A 16,390-nucleotide genomic window follows, 5' to 3' on the forward strand; every position below is an offset into this window, starting at 1 on the left:
TCAGCCCGTCAGCCCGTCAGCCCGTCAGCCCGTCAGCCCGTCAGCCCGTCAGCCCGTCAGCCCGTCAGCCCGTCAGCCCGTCAGCCCGTCAGCCCGTCAGCCCTGGTAGACGGGCGGACTCGCGGACCAGGGAATGGCTGGACGAGGCGGACTCACCGCGGCGCCGACTCTTGGTCGCCCCGCGCGGCCAACTACGGCTGCCCGTCTCCGACCTTGTTCCCAAGGCCCGGCTGTCGGTTCAGCTCCGGCTTCTCGCTCCGCTCCGGCTCCGCACTGGCCTTCCACTCCGGCCTGCTTCGGCTGGCTCTGCGCGATCTTGGTATGAAACGGCCGCCACAGGGGCGTAGAACTTCCAAGATCTGCGACGGAGCCCACCCTTCGCTCCGGACGAAGCGTGTCGAGCGACCAAGCGGCGCGTCGATCACGGTATTGGCGCCCCAGGCGGGACCAACCCAACCCCAGCTACGCCCCCGCGCCCGGCTTCTCCTGTTGACCAAGGAGTTTTGGTCGGAAAACACGTGCCCGGCCTACACAAACTCCTTGATCACCGCCGAAGTGGCCGGGCGGTGAGGGCGAGAGGCGAGAGGCGGGCAGGGTTAGGTGTTCTGCTTGATGCGGTTGGTCAGCTCGGCGATCTGGTTGTAGAGCGAGCGCCGCTCCGCCATCTGCTGACGGATCTTGCGGTCCGCGTGCATCACAGTGGTGTGGTCGCGGCCGCCGAACGCCTGCCCGATCCGGGGCAGCGACAGGTCGGTCAACTCGCGGCACAGGTACATGGCCACCTGACGCGCGTTGACCAGCACCCGGGAGCGGGAGTGGCCGCGCAGGTCCTCCAGGCTCACCCCGAAGTAGTCGGCCGTCGACACCATGATCTGGTCGGCGGTGATCTCCGGGCCGGCGCCGTCCGGGATGAAGTCCCGCAGCACCTCCTCGGCCAGCGACAGTTCGACCGAGGATCGGGTGAGGCTGGCGAAGGCGGTGACCCGGATCAGCGCCCCCTCCAGTTCGCGGATCGAGTTCGACACCCGGGACGCGATGAACTCCAGTACGTCCGGCGGGGCGTACAGCCGCTCCTGCGCCGCCTTCTTCTGCAGGATCGCGATCCGCGTCTCCAGGTCCGGCGGCTGGATGTCGGCGAGCAGGCCCCACTCGAACCGGGTACGCAGCCGGTCCTCCAGCGTCGCCAGTTGCTTCGGCGAGCGGTCGGACGTGATCACGATCTGCTTGTTGGCGTTGTGCAGCGTGTTGAAGGTGTGGAAGAACTCCTCCTGCGTCCGCTCCCGGTTCTCCAGGAACTGGATGTCGTCGATCAGGAGGATGTCCACGTCCCGGTAGCGGCGCTGGAACGCGCTCGTCTTGTCGTCGCGCAGCGAGTTGATGAAGTCGTTCGTGAACTCCTCGGTCGAGACGTACCGGACCGAGCGCGCGTTGCCGAGCGTCGTGGCGTAGTGCCCGATGGCGTGCAGCAGATGGGTCTTGCCCAGCCCGGAGCTGCCGTAGATGAACAGCGGGTTGTACGCCTTGGCCGGTGACTCGGCCACCGCCACGCTCGCGGCGTGCGCGAACCGGTTGGACGAGCCGATGACGAACGTCTCGAACATGTACTTCGGGTTGAGCCGGTTGCCGCCGCTCTCCGTACCGCCGGGGAGCCTGCGGTCGGCCTGGCCGCCACCCGGGCGGCGGTGGTCGGCGCCGCCCCGGCCGGGGCCGTTGTCGGTGGCGCCGTCGCGGGGCAGGCCGCGCATCGGCGCGGGGTCGGCGGCCGGGCTCTCCCGGTACCGGGGCTCGTATCCCCCGGCGTCGGGCACGTGCGGCTCGACCCGGGTGCGTTCGTCGAAGGCGCGGCGGTCGGGCGCGTTACGCACCGGTTCGCCGAACGCGGCGCCGAAAAGCGTGTCCTGCGCGTCGCGGCCGGCCGGGATCAGGTGCGGGCGGGAACCGTCGGCGGTCCGCTGGCGGGGTGCCGGCTCGTCCATCGGCTGCTCCGGCCGCGGCTCGCCGTACCCGGAATCGGAGTACCCCGGCTCGCCGTACCCGGATTCCGGGCGCCGAGACGGGAAGGGCGGGCCGGACGCCGGCGGGCCGGGCTGGTCGAAACCGGGCAGCGGGGCGGCGCCGTCGTGCTCGGGCAGCGGCTCCGGGTTGCTGCGGTAGACCGTGCCGGCCGGGCGGGCACCGGCGTCGTCGGCGACCCGTACGGTGACGGCCACCTGGATCGGCCGGCCGAGCCGCCGGCTCAACGCCTCGGTGATGGCCGGGCGGAGCCGGGACTCGATCACGTCCCGGGTGAAGGCGTCGGGCACCGAGAGCAGCGCGGTGTCCTCGACGATCGCCCGTAGCCGGGTGAGCCGGAGGTACGCCCGTTGTTGCGCGGAGATGATCTCGTCGGCGAGTTCGTCGGTGGTCGCCGTCCACACCGCGGCAAGGTCGGTCGCTCCGGTCACCGTCGTGCCACCCCCTCGCCTGCTCCTTCTCACGCCCGCCCGGACGGCTGACCGGTCGTCATCCACAAGTTATCCACAGCCTGTGTACCGACCGATTGTGGCCGCCCACCGGACGCGGGTCGGACCTGCCCCCCCTCGATCCAGGGAGGCGTTGAAGCGGGTTCACCGTGCCGAACGATTCAACAGCGTGTCCGGTCTTGCCGATCGGCGACAAACCCCGGACCCCGACGCCGACCGCAATCGCGCACGCTAACAGCGCGGACCCCACAGCATCAACCGGCGACACCCTGACGACCTTGGCAACATCAGTGAAAACCGCCCCTTCGGCCGCGGTTGCGCGCAGGTCGGACGCCCGAGTGTGACGTTTGACGGTCATTGCGCCCCTGCGTAGGCTGGAGCGGCTGCTCTCTCGCCCTCTGCTAGGGTGATTGATGCTTGCTGTCCGTGGCTGTCACCCCGCATCGCCGGGGCGCGTGTCACGGCAGCGCCGATCGGAGGTCACCGACAGGTGATCTGGACCAGCACACGACCCCGGGCGATCCGCCGCGCGGGGCGTACGACAACGGAGAGCCTGACGTGAGCAAGCGCACCTACCAGCCGAACACCCGCCGGCGCGCGAAGACCCACGGCTTCCGGCTGCGCATGCGCACCCGTGCCGGCCGCGCCATCATCTCGACCCGTCGCTCCAAGGGCCGCGCGCGCCTGTCGGCCTGACGCCGACAGGTCCGGTCCGGGGACGTGGGCAGTCGTGCTGGCCGCCGCGCAACGACTGCGGCGCAGTAGCGACTTCGCCGCAGCGGTTCGCGGTGGCCGACGAGTCGGCCGTGGCGCCGTCGTGGTCCACCTGACCATCCCCGAGCCGATCGGCACCACAGCGACACTCTCGCCGGAGCCGGCGCGGAGCAACGGTGCGGAGACCTCCGCACCCAGCCGCGCCGGCTTCGTCGTGTCCAAGGCCGTCGGCGGCGCGGTGGTCCGTAACAAGGTCCGCCGTCGCCTGCGGCACCTGGTCCGCGAGCGGCTGGCCGAGCTGCCCGCCGGCACCACCCTGGTGGTACGCGCGCTGCCCGCTTCCGCCGACACGACGTACGCCCGGCTCGGGGCCGACCTGGACGCAGCCCTCGCCGCCGCGCGGTCCCCCCGGGGACGGCGGTCGCGGTGAACGGCCCGACGACGGCGACGCCGTCCCCCACAACCGGTGCCCGCATCCTGTTGGCGCCCATCATCGCGTACCGTCGGTGGATAAGTCCGGCTCTGCCGGCCCGCTGCCGGTTCTACCCGTCGTGCAGTGCCTACGCCGTGGAGGCGGTGTCTCGGCACGGTGCGCTGCGGGGCGCCTGGCTGACGGTCCGTCGGCTGTCGCGCTGCCATCCCTTCCACCCAGGTGGACACGACCCGGTCCCCGAGCCGGGCGACCGCCGCCGTTCCGACGTGACTGGAGCCTGAGTGTTTAGTCTCGACTGGATCTACTACGCGATCTCGTGGATCCTGCTGGCCTGGCACTCGGCTTGGGACGCCATCGGAGTGCCGGTCGGAACCGTGATCGGTACGAACTGGGCCTGGATCCTCGCCATCGTGTTCCTCGTGGTGACGGTCCGGGTGATCCTGTTCCCGGTCTTCGTCAAGCAGATCAAGTCGCAGCGTGCCATGCAGGCGCTCCAGCCGAAGGTGAAGGAGCTCCAGGAGAAGCACAAGGGGGACCGGGAGACGCTCCAGAAGGAGATGATGGAGCTCTACCGGAAGGAAAAGGCCAACCCGCTCATGGGCTGCCTTCCGATGTTCCTCCAGATCCCGGTCTTCCTGGGCCTGTTCCACACGCTGCGCCGCCTCACGCCCGACAACCAGGGCAAGACGCTGTACGGCTGGACCGTCGACCAGTTCAACAGCGCCTCCAACGCGACGCTGTTCACCGCGCCGATCTCCGGCAAGTTCGGCTCCACCGCCGAGGAGCTGAGCCGGCTGGGCGCGAGCACCGGCACGGTCAAGGTGGTCGCCGGCATCCTGGTGCTGATCATGATCGCCACCACCTACCTGACCAGCCGGCAGATGATCCTCAAGACCGGGTGGGCCGAGGACCCGCAGCAGCGCATGGTGCAGCGGCTGATGCTCTACGGCATCCCGCTGTCGCTGCTGATCTCGGGCGCGATCTTCCCGATCGGTGTGATCATCTACTGGGTCACGAACAACCTCTTCACGCTCGGCCAGCAGCAGTGGGTGCTGCGGAAGTTCCCGCCGCCGGTGACCGCCAAGAGCACCAGCGCCGCCAAGGGCACCGGCGCCGGCAAGGGCCCGGGGCAGCCGGCCAAGACCGGTGGCCTGTTCGGCCGCAAGGCGGCGCAGCCGCCGGCGAAGGCTCCGGCCGCGGCGCCGAAGGTCGCCGGCCCGAAGCCGGGCGCCAAGCCGACCAACCCGAAGAAGGGCGGCAACCGGCCCGCCAAGCGACAGGGCTGAGCCCACAGGGCCACCGTCGCGACGCCGACGGTGGCCCGTTCCGGCCGCGTGCTGCCATCCGAGGAGTCGGCGCCGGGCCGGAATCGCCGCGCGGAGCGCGGACACGGGCGAAACTGGCCCGTACAGACGTGCCCGAGGGCACCCGGCGAACCTCCCGCCGGCCCCGGGAGACCAGCGGACCCCCGACGGTCCGGCCGAGCGAGTACGGAGATGAGACCCGTGACCGAGACCAGCACCCCCAGCGCCGACCAGTCCCTGGACGAGGAGACCCCCGTTACCGCTGTCACCGAGGCCGACGACACCGCGGGCGAGGCCCGGGAGAAGAAGGCCCCGGCCGAGAGCGACCTGTTCCGGCAGAGCGAGATCGCCGCCGACTACGTCGAGGGTCTGCTGGACATCCTCGACTACGACGGCGACATCGACGAGCTGGTGTCCGGTGGCCGCCCGGTCGTCGAGGTGGTCGGCGGCCGGCTGCAGAACCTGGTCGGCCAGCGCGGCGCGACCCTTGAGGCGCTTCAGGAACTGGCCCGGCTGGCCGTGTTCCGCCAGACCGGCACGCCGAGCCGGCTGCTGCTCGACGTCGGCGGCTACCGGGCCGCCCGGCGCAAGGAGCTGGCCGCCGTGGCGAAGAACGCGGTGGAGAAGGTCAAGGAGCACGGTGAGCCGGTGCGCCTGGAGCCGATGTCCGCGTTCGAGCGCAAGTGCGTGCACGACGTGGTGAACGCGATGAGCGGGGTGGAGAGCGAGTCCGAGGGCGTCGAGCCCAACCGCCGCATCATCGTCCGGCCGGTGGCGGACTGAGGTCAGTGATCTCCGACGAGACGACGGCAGGAGCCGCGACCGGCCCGGGCGGTACGCCGCCCGGGCCGTCGGCTGTGCGCCCTGACCCCACTGTCGACCCGATCTTCTCCGACGACGACGGGCCGGCCGACCCGGCGTACCCCGGTAAGGCCGCGACCGACCCCGGCGAGCCCGCCTTCTCCGGCGAGCCGGCGGTGGTGGCGGGGATCGAGCCCGCCGATCCGGCGGTGGACGTGACGCCCGCCTTCTCCGGCGAGCAGCCGGTGGAGGCCACGCCCGCCGCTCCGGTCACGGAGGCCGACCCGGTCTTCGCGGAACCGCCGGAGGAGCCGCCGTCCTTAATGGACGGTTCAGGCGCACCCGACCCGGAGTCGAGCGCGCTGCCACCCGACCCGGCGTCGGCGACGCTCCCGCCGGAACTGGCGGAGGCCGCCCGCGCGCTGTTCGGTGACCGGCTCGACCTGGCCGCCTCGTATGCCGAACTGCTCGCCACCGACGGCGTGGTCCGCGGCCTGATCGGTCCCCGCGAGACGCCCCGGCTCTGGGAACGACACCTGCTCAACTGTGCGGTGGTGGCGGAACGGATCCCGGAGGGAGCCACAGTGATCGACGTCGGTTCCGGAGCCGGGCTGCCCGGCCTGGTGCTGGCGATCGCGCGTCCCGACCTCACGGTGACGCTTGTGGAGCCGCTGGCCCGGCGCACCGCCTTCCTGATCGAGGCGGTACAGCGCCTCGGCCTGACCCGGGACGTGCGTGTGTTCCGTGGGCGGGCCGAGGAGGCGGCGGCCGGCTCGCGTGACCGGGAACCGTTGAGCGCCGACATCGTGACGGCCCGCGCGGTGGCGCCGCTGGACCGGCTCGCCTCGTGGTGCCTGCCGCTCCTGGCGCCCGGAGGCCGGCTCGTGGCGCTCAAGGGCGCCTCGGCGGCCGACGAGATCACCGAGCACGCCGAGGCCGTGACCCGTCTCGGCGGCGGAACGCCGGAACTGCACAGGTGCGGTGCCGGCGTGATCGAACCCCCGGCGACTGTGGTCGAGGTGGTCCGGGAGCGCGTGGTCAACCCGCGCCGTCCCAAGAAGCCGAAGCGGTCCCGGGGCGGCCGCCGTCGCGGCGACCGCTGATCGGTACGCCATTCCGCACGCCCGGTCCGGTCGTTGGACCGGTGGGCGTGACGTGATCGATCACAACCCGACATGGACCCACCACGCCCGTCGGCCGTAGGCTGACCGCGCGTCGATAGTGTGGAAACGGCGGTGCCGGGCGGCACCCGAGCCCGACGGTTCCCGCCGAGCCGATGGCGCCGCGCGCGGCGCGGACGCGATTCGACGGGTGCGGACCGACCATCCGGAGCGGGTAGGGATGACAGGTGCATGACGACGGCAGGTACGACGATCCACGGTTGACCGGACCAGGAGGCCAGTCCTCCGCCGACCCCGTTTCACGTGAAACCAACTACCAGGAGTGGACGGTGAACGAGTCCGGCGAGCCGCCCTCCCCGCATCCGGTCCAGCCGTCGAAGCGACGGGAGTCACCGGTCGGCGGCGTGCGCCCGGTCTCGTCCGCGCCTGCCAACGTGCCGCCGGCCCGCGACCCGCTCGACCCGGCCGACGGCCCGGTGAACGCGCCGGCCCCGCGTCCGCCCGCAGTGCGGGCGAACGTCGCGGTACCCACCCGCTACGAACCCCAGCCGCCTGTCTCGGCCGTGCCGCACCAGGCCGCCCCCGAGGCCACCGTGGCACCGTCCGACACGCCACAGGCGGACGGGTACGGGGACCAGGTAGACGCCAGCACGTACGTTTCACGTGAAACCCCGACGCGCGAAGAGGATGATCCACCGTTGGCTATGGAGGCGATGCGCGCCGTGCAGATCCTGAATCCCAGTGGCGAGGTCACCATGCCGCGCCCCGACCGGACCCGGGTGATGTGCGTCGCCAACCAGAAGGGCGGCGTCGGTAAGACGACCACCACAGTGAACCTCGCAGTGGCGCTCGCGCTGCACGGCAACCGGGTGCTCGTGGTCGACCTTGACCCGCAGGGCAACGCCTCCACCGGTCTGAACGTGCCGCACCACACAGGCGTGCCCGACGTGTACGACTGCCTGATCGACAGCGTGCCGCTCGAAGAGGTGGCGCAGGCTGTCGAGGGCATCCCCAACCTGTGGTGCGTGCCGGCCACCATCGACCTGGCCGGTGCCGAGATCGAGCTGGTCTCGGTGGTGGCCCGGGAGTCGCGTCTGGCGCGGGCCATCGCCGCATACCCGGGGCACTTCGACTACGTCTTCATAGACTGTCCGCCGTCGCTCGGCCTGCTCACTGTCAACGCCCTCGTGGCCGCGCAGGAGGTGCTGATTCCGATCCAGTGCGAGTACTACGCGCTGGAGGGCCTCAACCAGCTGATCAACAACATCAACCTGGTACGCCAGCACCTCAACCCGCAGCTCGAGGTCTCCACGATCCTGCTCACCATGTACGACAGGCGTACGCGGCTGGCCGACGCGGTGGAGCAGGACGTCCGGAACCACTTCGGGGACAAGGTGCTCCAGGCCGTCATCCCCCGCAACGTGCGTGTCTCCGAGGCACCGAGCTACGGCCAGTCGGTGATGACCTACGATCCCGGTTCGCGGGGGGCCACGAGTTACTTCGAGGCCGCCCAGGAGATCGCGGAGCGAGGCGTCAAGGAGCCGGTGAGCCGGAATGCGTAGTGCGGAGATGTCGCTGGGAGGCATCGTATGAAGAACCGTCCCCGCGGCGGGCTGGGCCGAGGGCTCGGCGCCCTCATCCCCACCGGCCCGGTACCGGGCACCGAACCGGCTGCCGTCGAGCCGGAGCCGCCGGCCGGCGCCGCGTCTCCGTCGGCCCCGGTTGCCGGCGCGACCGCTGCCATCACCGGTGGCGTCGGAAGCGCCCCGCCTCCGCCGGCCGAGCCCGAGTCTCATCTGAGCCCGGTACCCGGCGCCCGCTTCGCGGAGATCCCGGTCGACTCGATCGTGCCGAACCCGAAGCAGCCCCGGCACGTCTTCGACGAGGAGGCACTGGAGGAGCTGAAGACCTCGATCCAGGAGGTCGGCTTCCTCCAGCCGATCGTGGTTCGCCAGCTCGACCCCGAGAAGTTCGAACTCGTGATGGGTGAGCGGCGCTGGCGTGCCGCCCAGGCGGTAGGCCGGGAGACCATCCCCGCCATCGTCCGGGACACCAAGGACGACGCGATGCTCCGCGACGCGCTGCTGGAGAACATCCACCGCGCGAACCTCAACCCGCTCGAAGAGGCGGCGGCGTACCAGCAACTGCTGGAGGAGTTCGGCGCCACGCACGAGGAACTGGCCCGGCGGATCGGCCGTAGCCGCCCGCAGATCTCCAACACCATCCGGCTGATGAACCTGCCGCCCGCCGTGCAGCGCCGGGTCGCCGCTGGCGTTCTCTCCGCCGGCCACGCCCGGGCCTTGCTCAGCCTGGACAACGCGGAGGCACAGGAGGCGCTGGCGGAGCGGATCGTCCGCGAGGGCATCACCGTACGCGGCGCCGAGGAACTCGTGCACCTGGCGCTCGCCGAGGAACCGGCGAAGTCGGCCGCGGCCAAGCGCCGGCCGAAGCCGCACGCCCCAGCCCTTACCGATCTGGCGGACCGGCTCTCCGACCGGTTCGACACCCGGGTGAAGGTCGACATCGGCCGCAGCAAGGGCAAGATCACGATAGAGTTCGCCACCGTTGACGACCTGGAGCGGATCGTCGGGATCATCGGCATGGGCGAGGAGGGGCAGCCCGAGGCGTAGCCCGACTTCTCCGACTGTTGATCCGGCCGCACCGCCCGACGAGGCGGTGCGGCCGGATCTGTTACGGGGCCTGCTTGCTCTGCTGGCCGAGGCGTCGAAGTTTGGGCTCTCGCCAGCCCGTGAGCGGTCGCCGAGTCTCCCGCCCCTGCCGCCGTTTCACGTGAAACGGGGAGCCGTGGTCGAGCGATGCTTCGGTCGCCAGCCCTGAGTTCTGGCGACTGGCGACTGGCGACTGGCGTCAGGCGATGGCGGCGGCGGGGGCGTCAGGCGGCAGCTGGCAGCTGGCAAGCGTCAGGTGTCAGATGTCAGGCGGGCGGACGATTTGGCCTCTAGGCAAAGGCGAAGTACCGAGCGAGGAGCGGCCAGTCCAGCGGCGGAGATCGGCGGGCCAGAGCCTGAGGGGCGGAGCGTCCGTGGCGCGTCGAACGATGGGGCGCGGCGAGCGGAGCCCTGAAGCATGAGCCACGAGAGCGCCAGATCATGGAGTACGAGGCTTGAAGGGCGAGCCTTGAGGCGCGAACCGTGGCCGTGGACTCCTCAACCGGAGTGCCCGGCCCTGGCGTGAGAAGGTCCGACGGCTGTAGTCCGGATCAGTGCGCTCGCGTGGGGCAGCCCGATCTCACACATGCCGCCCTCGTACGAGCGACGCTCGACAGGCCGTGGCGAGCCGGACCACCGGGAGCGTGGCGGCGAAAACGAGCCCACCGGCATCCTGGTGAACCGACACCGCCGGCCTGGCCGCCCCATGCGCCGGTGCCACCCGGTGGACGGAGGGCGGACACTTCGGGGTTCGGCCCAGGAGAGCCGGAGGCCGCAAGGCCGGTCCGCGCCGGTGCGGATCCGGCGGCGCGTCGCCGCCTTCGCCATGCGCGGACGTACATCAGAGCAGTGTCCGACGGTCCGAGCGATCGAGCCGGCGTGGATGAGACGGCTGAAGATTCGGCACCGGGTCGTCGCGCTGCCGAAACGACATCCGGCCCGAGGCTCATCCGCTCAGGGCAGTGGCTGACGAGGGCGAGCCGTTTCACGTGAAACAGCAGCCGCGTCGGCTTCGGTGAGGCCGGCCAACGATGACACGCGGGCTGGCGGCATGGCTGCAAGCCGTATCAGCCCAAGCCTCCATCCCGCCGACGCCGATGTGGCCCCGGTCGACGAGTGACCGTCTCGGCCGCTTCAGGAGCCGCCTCGCGATAGCTCGGTAGCCCGGCCCTCGACGAGAAGGAAGCAGCCCGGGCACGGCCGAGTCTGGGACAGCCGACAGCCGACAGCCGACAGCCGCCGAGCAAGAGGCGAATCACGGCCACCGCGCGTTTCACGTGAAACGAACACGAGGAGCCACCGCGACCCGGTGCGGATCCGTCGCCGGATCGTTTGAAGAACGGGCCCGGAGTCATCCCCGGTTATCCACAGCCGTTGTCCACAGGCCCGCTTCGTTTCACGTGAAACGAAGCGATGAAACCCTTGCTGAGCAGTGCATGACGCGCTGTGCTGGTGATCTCGGCAGCCTGTGGACAACGCGGTGGACAACCTGTGTGCGGCCAGCGGAACGGGTAGGGACAGGCGTCGCCAACTCGGTTAGGGTCAGCGTCGTGCCGGACACCCCTCCCTCAGTTCCCGACTTCACCCAGTGGCCGTCGTTCCCCTTCGAGGGCGATCTCCGCGTCAAGCAGCTCGACGAGCCCGTACCGTTCGAACCTCCCCGCCGTGGCGAGGCGGACCGGGAGTGCACCGCCTGCAACGCGCCCGACGAGGCGTACATCTGGGTCGGTGAGCGGTGGCGCGTACGCGCCATGGACCGGCCCACCGGCCTGCCGATGGTCCTGATCCTGGAGTCCCGCTCCCACCTGGATCTGGGCGACCTGCCGAATTTGCTCGCCGCCGAGCTGGGCGTGATGACCGTGCGCCTGGAGCGGGCCGTGCGCTCGCTCGACGGGGTGGCCCGGGTTCACGTGAACCGGTGGGGCGACGGGTCGGCGCACCTGCACCTGTGGTTCCTGGCCCGGCCGTACGGGCGACTGCAACTGCGGGGCACGTTCCTGTCGCTGTGGGACTCGATCCTGCCGCCGATCTCCGAGGAGCAGTGGCGGGAGAACCTGGCGATGGTGGCCGCGTGGCTCGCCGAGTTCGGTGGCCGTCCGTTGGCCGAGCCGCCGCGCATCCATTGGCAGGCACCGTCGACTCTCTCCCCGACCTCCCCAGCCAACACTCCTGAGGAGCCCGAGGAGGAGACCGTGTCGGTGATCGAGGCAGCGGACGAGATTCCGGAGTCCGACGCGGCAGCGGACCTCTCAGACCCCTCGGCGGGCCCGTCGGAGCCCGACCCGGAGTCGCAGGACGGTCCGGAGCCGGACGCCGCCCAGGATGCCAAGCCGAACACCGCCCCGGACGGCGAAGACGCGGACGACCGGGAGAACACGCCGGACGACCGGCCGGGCCGGGCGCGTACCCCGGAGAGCTGAGCTCAGCGCCGGCGGGCGGCGGCCCGGGTCACGAGCGTGCCCAGGACCCGGCCGAAGTCCAGCCCGGCCGCCTGGATCGCCAGCGGCAGGAGCGACGTCTCGGTCATGCCCGGCGAGACGTTCACCTCCAGCACGTGCGGCTCGCCCTCGGCATCGACGATCAGGTCGACCCGGGACAGGTCGCGCAGGCCGAGCGCGGTGTGTGCGGCGAGCGCCACCTCGGTCACCCGGGCGGTGGTCGCGGCGTCGAGCCGGGCGGGCGCGTGCCAGGTCGTGCGCCCGGCGGTGTAGCGGGCCGCGTAGTCGTAGACGCCGTTGCGCGGCACGATCTCGACCGGGGGCAGGGCCTGCGGGCCCTCGCCGAGGTCGAGCACGGAGACGGCCACGTCCATTCCGGGGACGTAGCGCTCCACGAGCGCCGTCTGGTCGTACGCGAAACAACCCACCATCGCGGCCGGCAGCGACGCCGCCTCCCGGACCACGGCGGCGCCCAGTCCGGAACCGCCCTGCGCGGGCTTGACCATCAGCGGCAGCCCGAGTCGCTCGACGATCCGGTCCAGGACGGCCACCGCGCCCAGCTCGGAGAAGCGGTCGTGCGGCAGCGCCACCCAGTCGGGGGTGGGGATGCCCGCCTCGCGCAGCACCGCCTTCGCCGACGGCTTGTCCCAGGCGAGCCGGGACGAGCGGGCGTCGCAGCCGACGTAGGGCGCGTCAAAGAGGTCGAGTACGCCGCGCAGGGAGCCGTCCTCGCCGGTGGCGCCGTGCAGGGCGATCACCACCGCGTCCGGCGGGTCGGCGGTCAGGGCGGGCAGCAGCGCCACGTCGGCGTCGCGCAGTTCCGCCTGCACGCCCACCGCGCGCAGCGCGTCGAGGACCCGGCGGCCGGAGCGCAGCGAGACGTCCCGCTCGTAGGAGAGGCCACCCGCGAGCACGAGCACGTGCAGCTCGTCGACGGCGGATCCGGTCACGGGAGAGGGTGCGGCGGTGCTGTCGGACATGCGGGCATCATGCCAAGTCGGGGCCGGGCGCGTCCGAGCCGCCCTGGCGACGGCGGGGGCCGGCGGTGCCGACCGCGCCGAAGACCTTGCGCATGGCGATCTCCTGCTCCATCACCCCGGCGAGCCGTCGGACGCCCTCGCGGATCCGCTCCGGCGTCGGGAAGGAGAAGTTGAGCCGCATGTTGCCGGTGCCGGTGCCGTCGGCGTAGAAGCCGGTCCCCGGCACGTAGGCGACGCGGGCGGCCACGGCGCGCGGCATCATCGCCTTGGCGTCGAGGCCGTCGGGCAGCGTCGCCCAGACGAACAGGCCGCCCTGCGGCCTGGTCCAGGTGGTGCCCTCCGGCATGAGGTCGGCCATCGCGTCGAGCAGCGCGTCCCGGCGCTCGCGGTAGACCTCGCGGTAGACCTTGAGCTGCTGCCGCCAGGGCATGGTGCCGAGGTACGTCGAGACGGCCGCCTGCGCGTAGGCACTCGGGCAGAGGATCTGCGCCTCGCTGGCGATGACCAGCTTGTCGCGGACCGCGTGCGGCGCCAGGATCCAGCCCACCCGCAGGCCCGGCGCGAACGTCTTGGAGAACGTGCTCAGGTAGAAGACGCCGTCGCGGCGGCGGGCCCGCAGCGGGGCGGGCGCCTCACCCTCGAAACCGAGCTGACCGTACGGGTCGTCCTCCACCACGAGCAGTCCGGCGCGTTCGCAGATGTCGAGCACCCGTTCGCGCCGTTCCTCGCTCAGCGTTACACCGGCGGGGTTCTGGTAGGTGGGGATCGTGTAGAGGAACTTCACCCGCCGCCCGGCGCGGGCCAGGTCGGCGATGGCCGTCTCCAGCGCCTCCGGGATGAGCCCCTCGTCGTCCATCGGCACGTGGGCCACCTGGGCCTGGGCGGCCTGGAACACCCCGAGCGCGCCGACGTACGTCGGGCCCTCGGCGAGCACCACGTCACCCGGGTCCAGGAAGAGGCGGGCCACCAGGTCGAGGGCCTGCTGGCCGCCGACAGTGACCACCACGTCCTCCGGTGAGGCGCCGCAGGAGGCGTCGATCCCGGACAGCGACATCACCTCGCAGATCCGCTCGCGCAGTTCGAGGGTGCCCTGGCCGATGCCGTACTGGAGGGTGGTGGAGCCGTGCTCGGAGCCGAGCCGGCCGAGCATCTCGCCGACCGCGTCCAGCGGCAGCGCCGCGATGTAGGGGGCCCCACCGGCGAGCGAGACGACCTCCGGCCGGCTGGCCACCGCGAAGAGTGCCCGGATCTCCGAGGCGGTCATCCCACGGACACGCCGGGCGTACCGGTCGGTGTAGTCGTCGAGCGTCGTGCCGGTCATGGACATCACCTCGATCGGGTGTCGGCGGGGCTGCCGCCCGGTGTGGTACCCGCGATGCCGACATCCATTGGCGGCGGGGGCCGTTTGTCGATCGTAGTCCCCGGTGACGGCAGCGGCACCGGCCGTGTGGACACGTCCACATCCCGGACCGTCGATCGGCCGTCCGGGTGGGCGTTCGCGCGTTCCCTCCCGTCCCGCCGGACAGACGCGTACGATCGCTCGTCGGGAGTAGGAGGGCGCGGGACTCACCGGCGCTCCGAGCCTAGTGGTGGGGTGCGCTCATGTCGCGACGTCTGGTCAGCCTGACCCTGGACACGCTGGAGGACCTGCCTCGATCCTGCCGGCAGTGCGTCTACTGGGAGCTGGATCCGGTCTCCGCCGAGCGGGCCTGCGCCGCGGGCGACCCGGGCCTGGAGAAGGAGGCGTGGGTCTCCCAGACGCTGCTGGAGTGGGGCTCCTGCGGCAAGCTCGTCTACGTCGACGGCATGCCGGCCGGTTTCGTCATGTACGCCCCGCCCGCGTACGTTCCGCGCTCGATGGCGTTTCCCACCTCGCCGGTCTCGGCGGACGCGGCGCTGCTGATGACGGCGCACGTGGTGCCCGCCTTCGCCGACGGCGGCCTGGGCCGGATGCTGGTGCAGGGCGTGGCCCGCGACCTGACCAAGCGCGGCATCAAGGCGATCGAGGCGTTCGGCGACGCCAAGTTCGGCGACGACGCGGACGACCCGGCCCGCGCCTGTGTGGCACCCGCCGACTTCTTCCTCTCGGTGGGCTTCAAGACGGTCCGGCCGCACCCGCGCTACCCCCGCCTGCGGCTGGAGTTGCGTACGGCGCTGAGCTGGAAGTCGGACGTCGAGTACGCGCTGGAGAAGCTGCTCGGCTCGATGAGCCCGGAGACGCTGCTGCGGCCGGTGCGCCCGGCACCCGCCACCCGCTCCACCGGCTGAGCCGCGGGTCAGTCGACGATGTTGCCGGCGGCGACGATCGCCCGCAGTTCGCTCACGTCGATCGAGCCGGTCGGCACGTCCCGCTCGATTGGCAGGTACATCCGCTGCACGCCGGCCACGATGGCTTCGACCACCCGGTCCCGGAAGCGCGGTTCGACGAGCCGTGCCCGGTCGTCAGGTGAGGTGAGGTAGCCGACCTCGACGCGTACCGCTGGCATCCGGGTGAGCCGGAGCAGCTCCCATGCCTTGGCGTGGGTACGGCAGTCACGCAGCCCGGTGCGGGCCACGATCTCCCGCTGCACGAGCCCGGCCAGGCGTTCACCGGTCGCCGAGGTGACGCCGTTGTCGGTGCCGTAGTGGTAGGTGGCCACCCCCTCGGCCTCCGGGTTGGCGTGCCCGTCGGTGTGCAGGGAGATGAACACGTCGGCACCGAGGGAGTTGGCGAGCTGGGCCCGGTCCGCGTCCGGCAGGCAGTCGCCGGGCGACGGGCCCCGGGTGAGCTGCACGCGTACGCCGGCGGCGGCGAGCCGCCCCTCCAGCCGGCTGGCCAGGTCGTGGACGAGGTCCGCCTCGGTCCAGCGCAGCGTGCCGTCGGGCACCACCACACCCGGGTCGGTGCCCCCGTGCCCCGGGTCGATCACCACGGTCCGCCCGACGAGCGCCGGCCCGGCCTGCCGGATGGCGTCGGACTCGCGCAGCCACTGCGGGCGTCCGCCGACCACCTTGCGGCCGAGGCGGCGCAACGCGTTGACGGTGTGCGGCCCGCACGAGCCGTCCGGTTTCAGGCCCATCTCCCGCTGGAACTGCGCCACCGCGCGGGAGGTGCGGATGCCGTAGATGGCGTCGGCGCGGCCCACGTCGTACCCCATCTCCAGCAGGCGTTCCTGGAGCGAGCGGACGTCCTCACCGGTCAGCGGCTCGGGCACGGCGTGGTACAGGGCACGGGCACCGAACCGCCAGCGGGCCGCGTCGAGCGCCCGCCAGGTCTCGGCGCCGACCCGCCCGTCGACGCTGAGGCCCCGGGACTGCTGGAAGGCCCGTACCGCGCGTTCGGTCTGGGCGTCGTAGTCGTCGCCCGCCGCCTCGGCGGGAAGCAGCTCCAGGCCGGCGAGGACGGTACGGATCTCGGCCACCGCCGGTCCCTGGTCACCGGGTCGGATCGGACGCACGACGACCCCCTCTGCACGGACGTTGGCGGAC

15 protein-coding genes are annotated in these 16,390 nt (G+C 71.7%); 10 read left to right on the plus strand and 5 right to left on the minus strand.

All coding sequences use genetic code 11. The annotated features are described in order from the left end of the window. Positions 1-596: 596 nt before the first annotated feature. The gene (dnaA, locus tag AB0B20_RS13905; RefSeq protein ID WP_357382158.1) at positions 597-2,444 is read right to left on the minus strand and encodes a chromosomal replication initiator protein DnaA; all 1,848 of its coding nucleotides are present in this window, start codon (positions 2,442-2,444) and stop codon (positions 597-599) included. A gap of 576 nt (positions 2,445-3,020) precedes the next feature. Here dnaA and rpmH point away from each other — a divergent pair. From rpmH to rsmG, 6 genes are all read left to right on the plus strand, one after another. Then, positions 3,021-3,158: a 50S ribosomal protein L34 gene (gene rpmH, locus AB0B20_RS13910; RefSeq protein WP_091100492.1), complete on the plus strand. Its 138-nt coding sequence runs from the start codon at positions 3,021-3,023 to the stop codon at positions 3,156-3,158. A gap of 34 nt (positions 3,159-3,192) precedes the next feature. Beyond that, a complete protein-coding gene (gene rnpA / locus AB0B20_RS13915) occupies positions 3,193-3,606 on the plus strand; it encodes a ribonuclease P protein component (RefSeq protein ID WP_357382155.1) in 414 nt (137 codons plus the stop codon). A 44-nt stretch (positions 3,607-3,650) separates the two neighbouring features. Beyond that, positions 3,651-3,890: a membrane protein insertion efficiency factor YidD gene (gene yidD / locus AB0B20_RS13920; RefSeq protein WP_013477538.1), complete on the plus strand. Its 240-nt coding sequence runs from the start codon at positions 3,651-3,653 to the stop codon at positions 3,888-3,890. Next, positions 3,891-4,895, plus strand: a complete 1,005-nt coding sequence (gene yidC, locus AB0B20_RS13925; RefSeq protein WP_357382153.1) for a membrane protein insertase YidC — start codon at positions 3,891-3,893, stop codon at positions 4,893-4,895. It abuts the gene before it with no gap. 210 nt (positions 4,896-5,105) lie between these two features. Continuing rightward, positions 5,106-5,696 (plus strand): R3H domain-containing nucleic acid-binding protein, encoded by a 591-nt coding sequence (locus AB0B20_RS13930; RefSeq protein WP_357382151.1) that lies wholly within the window; start codon positions 5,106-5,108, stop codon positions 5,694-5,696. Between the two features lie 341 nt (positions 5,697-6,037). Further along, positions 6,038-6,817 (plus strand): 16S rRNA (guanine(527)-N(7))-methyltransferase RsmG, encoded by a 780-nt coding sequence (rsmG, locus tag AB0B20_RS13935; RefSeq protein ID WP_357382307.1) that lies wholly within the window; start codon positions 6,038-6,040, stop codon positions 6,815-6,817. 331 nt (positions 6,818-7,148) lie between these two features. Here the strand turns inward: rsmG and AB0B20_RS13940 are convergent, their stop codons facing one another. Beyond that, positions 7,149-7,367: a hypothetical protein gene (locus AB0B20_RS13940; protein ID WP_357382319.1), complete on the minus strand. Its 219-nt coding sequence runs from the start codon at positions 7,365-7,367 to the stop codon at positions 7,149-7,151. Here AB0B20_RS13940 and AB0B20_RS13945 point away from each other — a divergent pair. From AB0B20_RS13945 to AB0B20_RS13955, 3 genes are all read left to right on the plus strand, one after another. Next, positions 7,342-8,397 (plus strand): ParA family protein, encoded by a 1,056-nt coding sequence (locus AB0B20_RS13945; RefSeq protein ID WP_357470907.1) that lies wholly within the window; start codon positions 7,342-7,344, stop codon positions 8,395-8,397. The genes AB0B20_RS13940 and AB0B20_RS13945 overlap by 26 nt on opposite strands. Before the next feature lie 27 nt (positions 8,398-8,424). Then, positions 8,425-9,465, plus strand: a complete 1,041-nt coding sequence (locus AB0B20_RS13950) for a ParB/RepB/Spo0J family partition protein (protein WP_357382149.1) — start codon at positions 8,425-8,427, stop codon at positions 9,463-9,465. A 1,589-nt stretch (positions 9,466-11,054) separates the two neighbouring features. Further along, positions 11,055-11,924, plus strand: a complete 870-nt coding sequence (locus tag AB0B20_RS13955) for a hypothetical protein (RefSeq protein WP_357382147.1) — start codon at positions 11,055-11,057, stop codon at positions 11,922-11,924. Between the two features lie 2 nt (positions 11,925-11,926). On the opposite strand, the gene AB0B20_RS13960 is transcribed toward AB0B20_RS13955, so the two are convergent. Further along, positions 11,927-12,922, minus strand: a complete 996-nt coding sequence (locus AB0B20_RS13960; RefSeq protein WP_357382145.1) for a D-alanine--D-alanine ligase — start codon at positions 12,920-12,922, stop codon at positions 11,927-11,929. 7 nt (positions 12,923-12,929) lie between these two features. Further along, complete coding sequence (locus AB0B20_RS13965; RefSeq protein WP_357382143.1) at positions 12,930-14,243, minus strand: PLP-dependent aminotransferase family protein; 1,314 nt, start codon at positions 14,241-14,243, stop codon at positions 12,930-12,932. 281 nt (positions 14,244-14,524) lie between these two features. On the opposite strand from AB0B20_RS13965, the gene AB0B20_RS13970 reads away from it, so the two are divergent. Next, a complete protein-coding gene (locus AB0B20_RS13970) occupies positions 14,525-15,190 on the plus strand; it encodes a GNAT family N-acetyltransferase (protein ID WP_357382141.1) in 666 nt (221 codons plus the stop codon). An 8-nt stretch (positions 15,191-15,198) separates the two neighbouring features. On the opposite strand, the gene AB0B20_RS13975 is transcribed toward AB0B20_RS13970, so the two are convergent. After that, positions 15,199-16,359 carry an N-acetylmuramoyl-L-alanine amidase gene (locus AB0B20_RS13975; RefSeq protein WP_357382139.1) on the minus strand — a complete coding sequence of 387 codons (1,161 nt, stop codon included), beginning with the start codon at positions 16,357-16,359 and terminating at the stop codon, positions 15,199-15,201. Positions 16,360-16,390 lie beyond the last annotated feature (31 nt).

Origin of the sequence: Micromonospora sp. NPDC049151 (assembly GCF_040648395.1) — a bacterium.
Lineage (GTDB): Bacteria > Actinomycetota > Actinomycetes > Mycobacteriales > Micromonosporaceae > Micromonospora.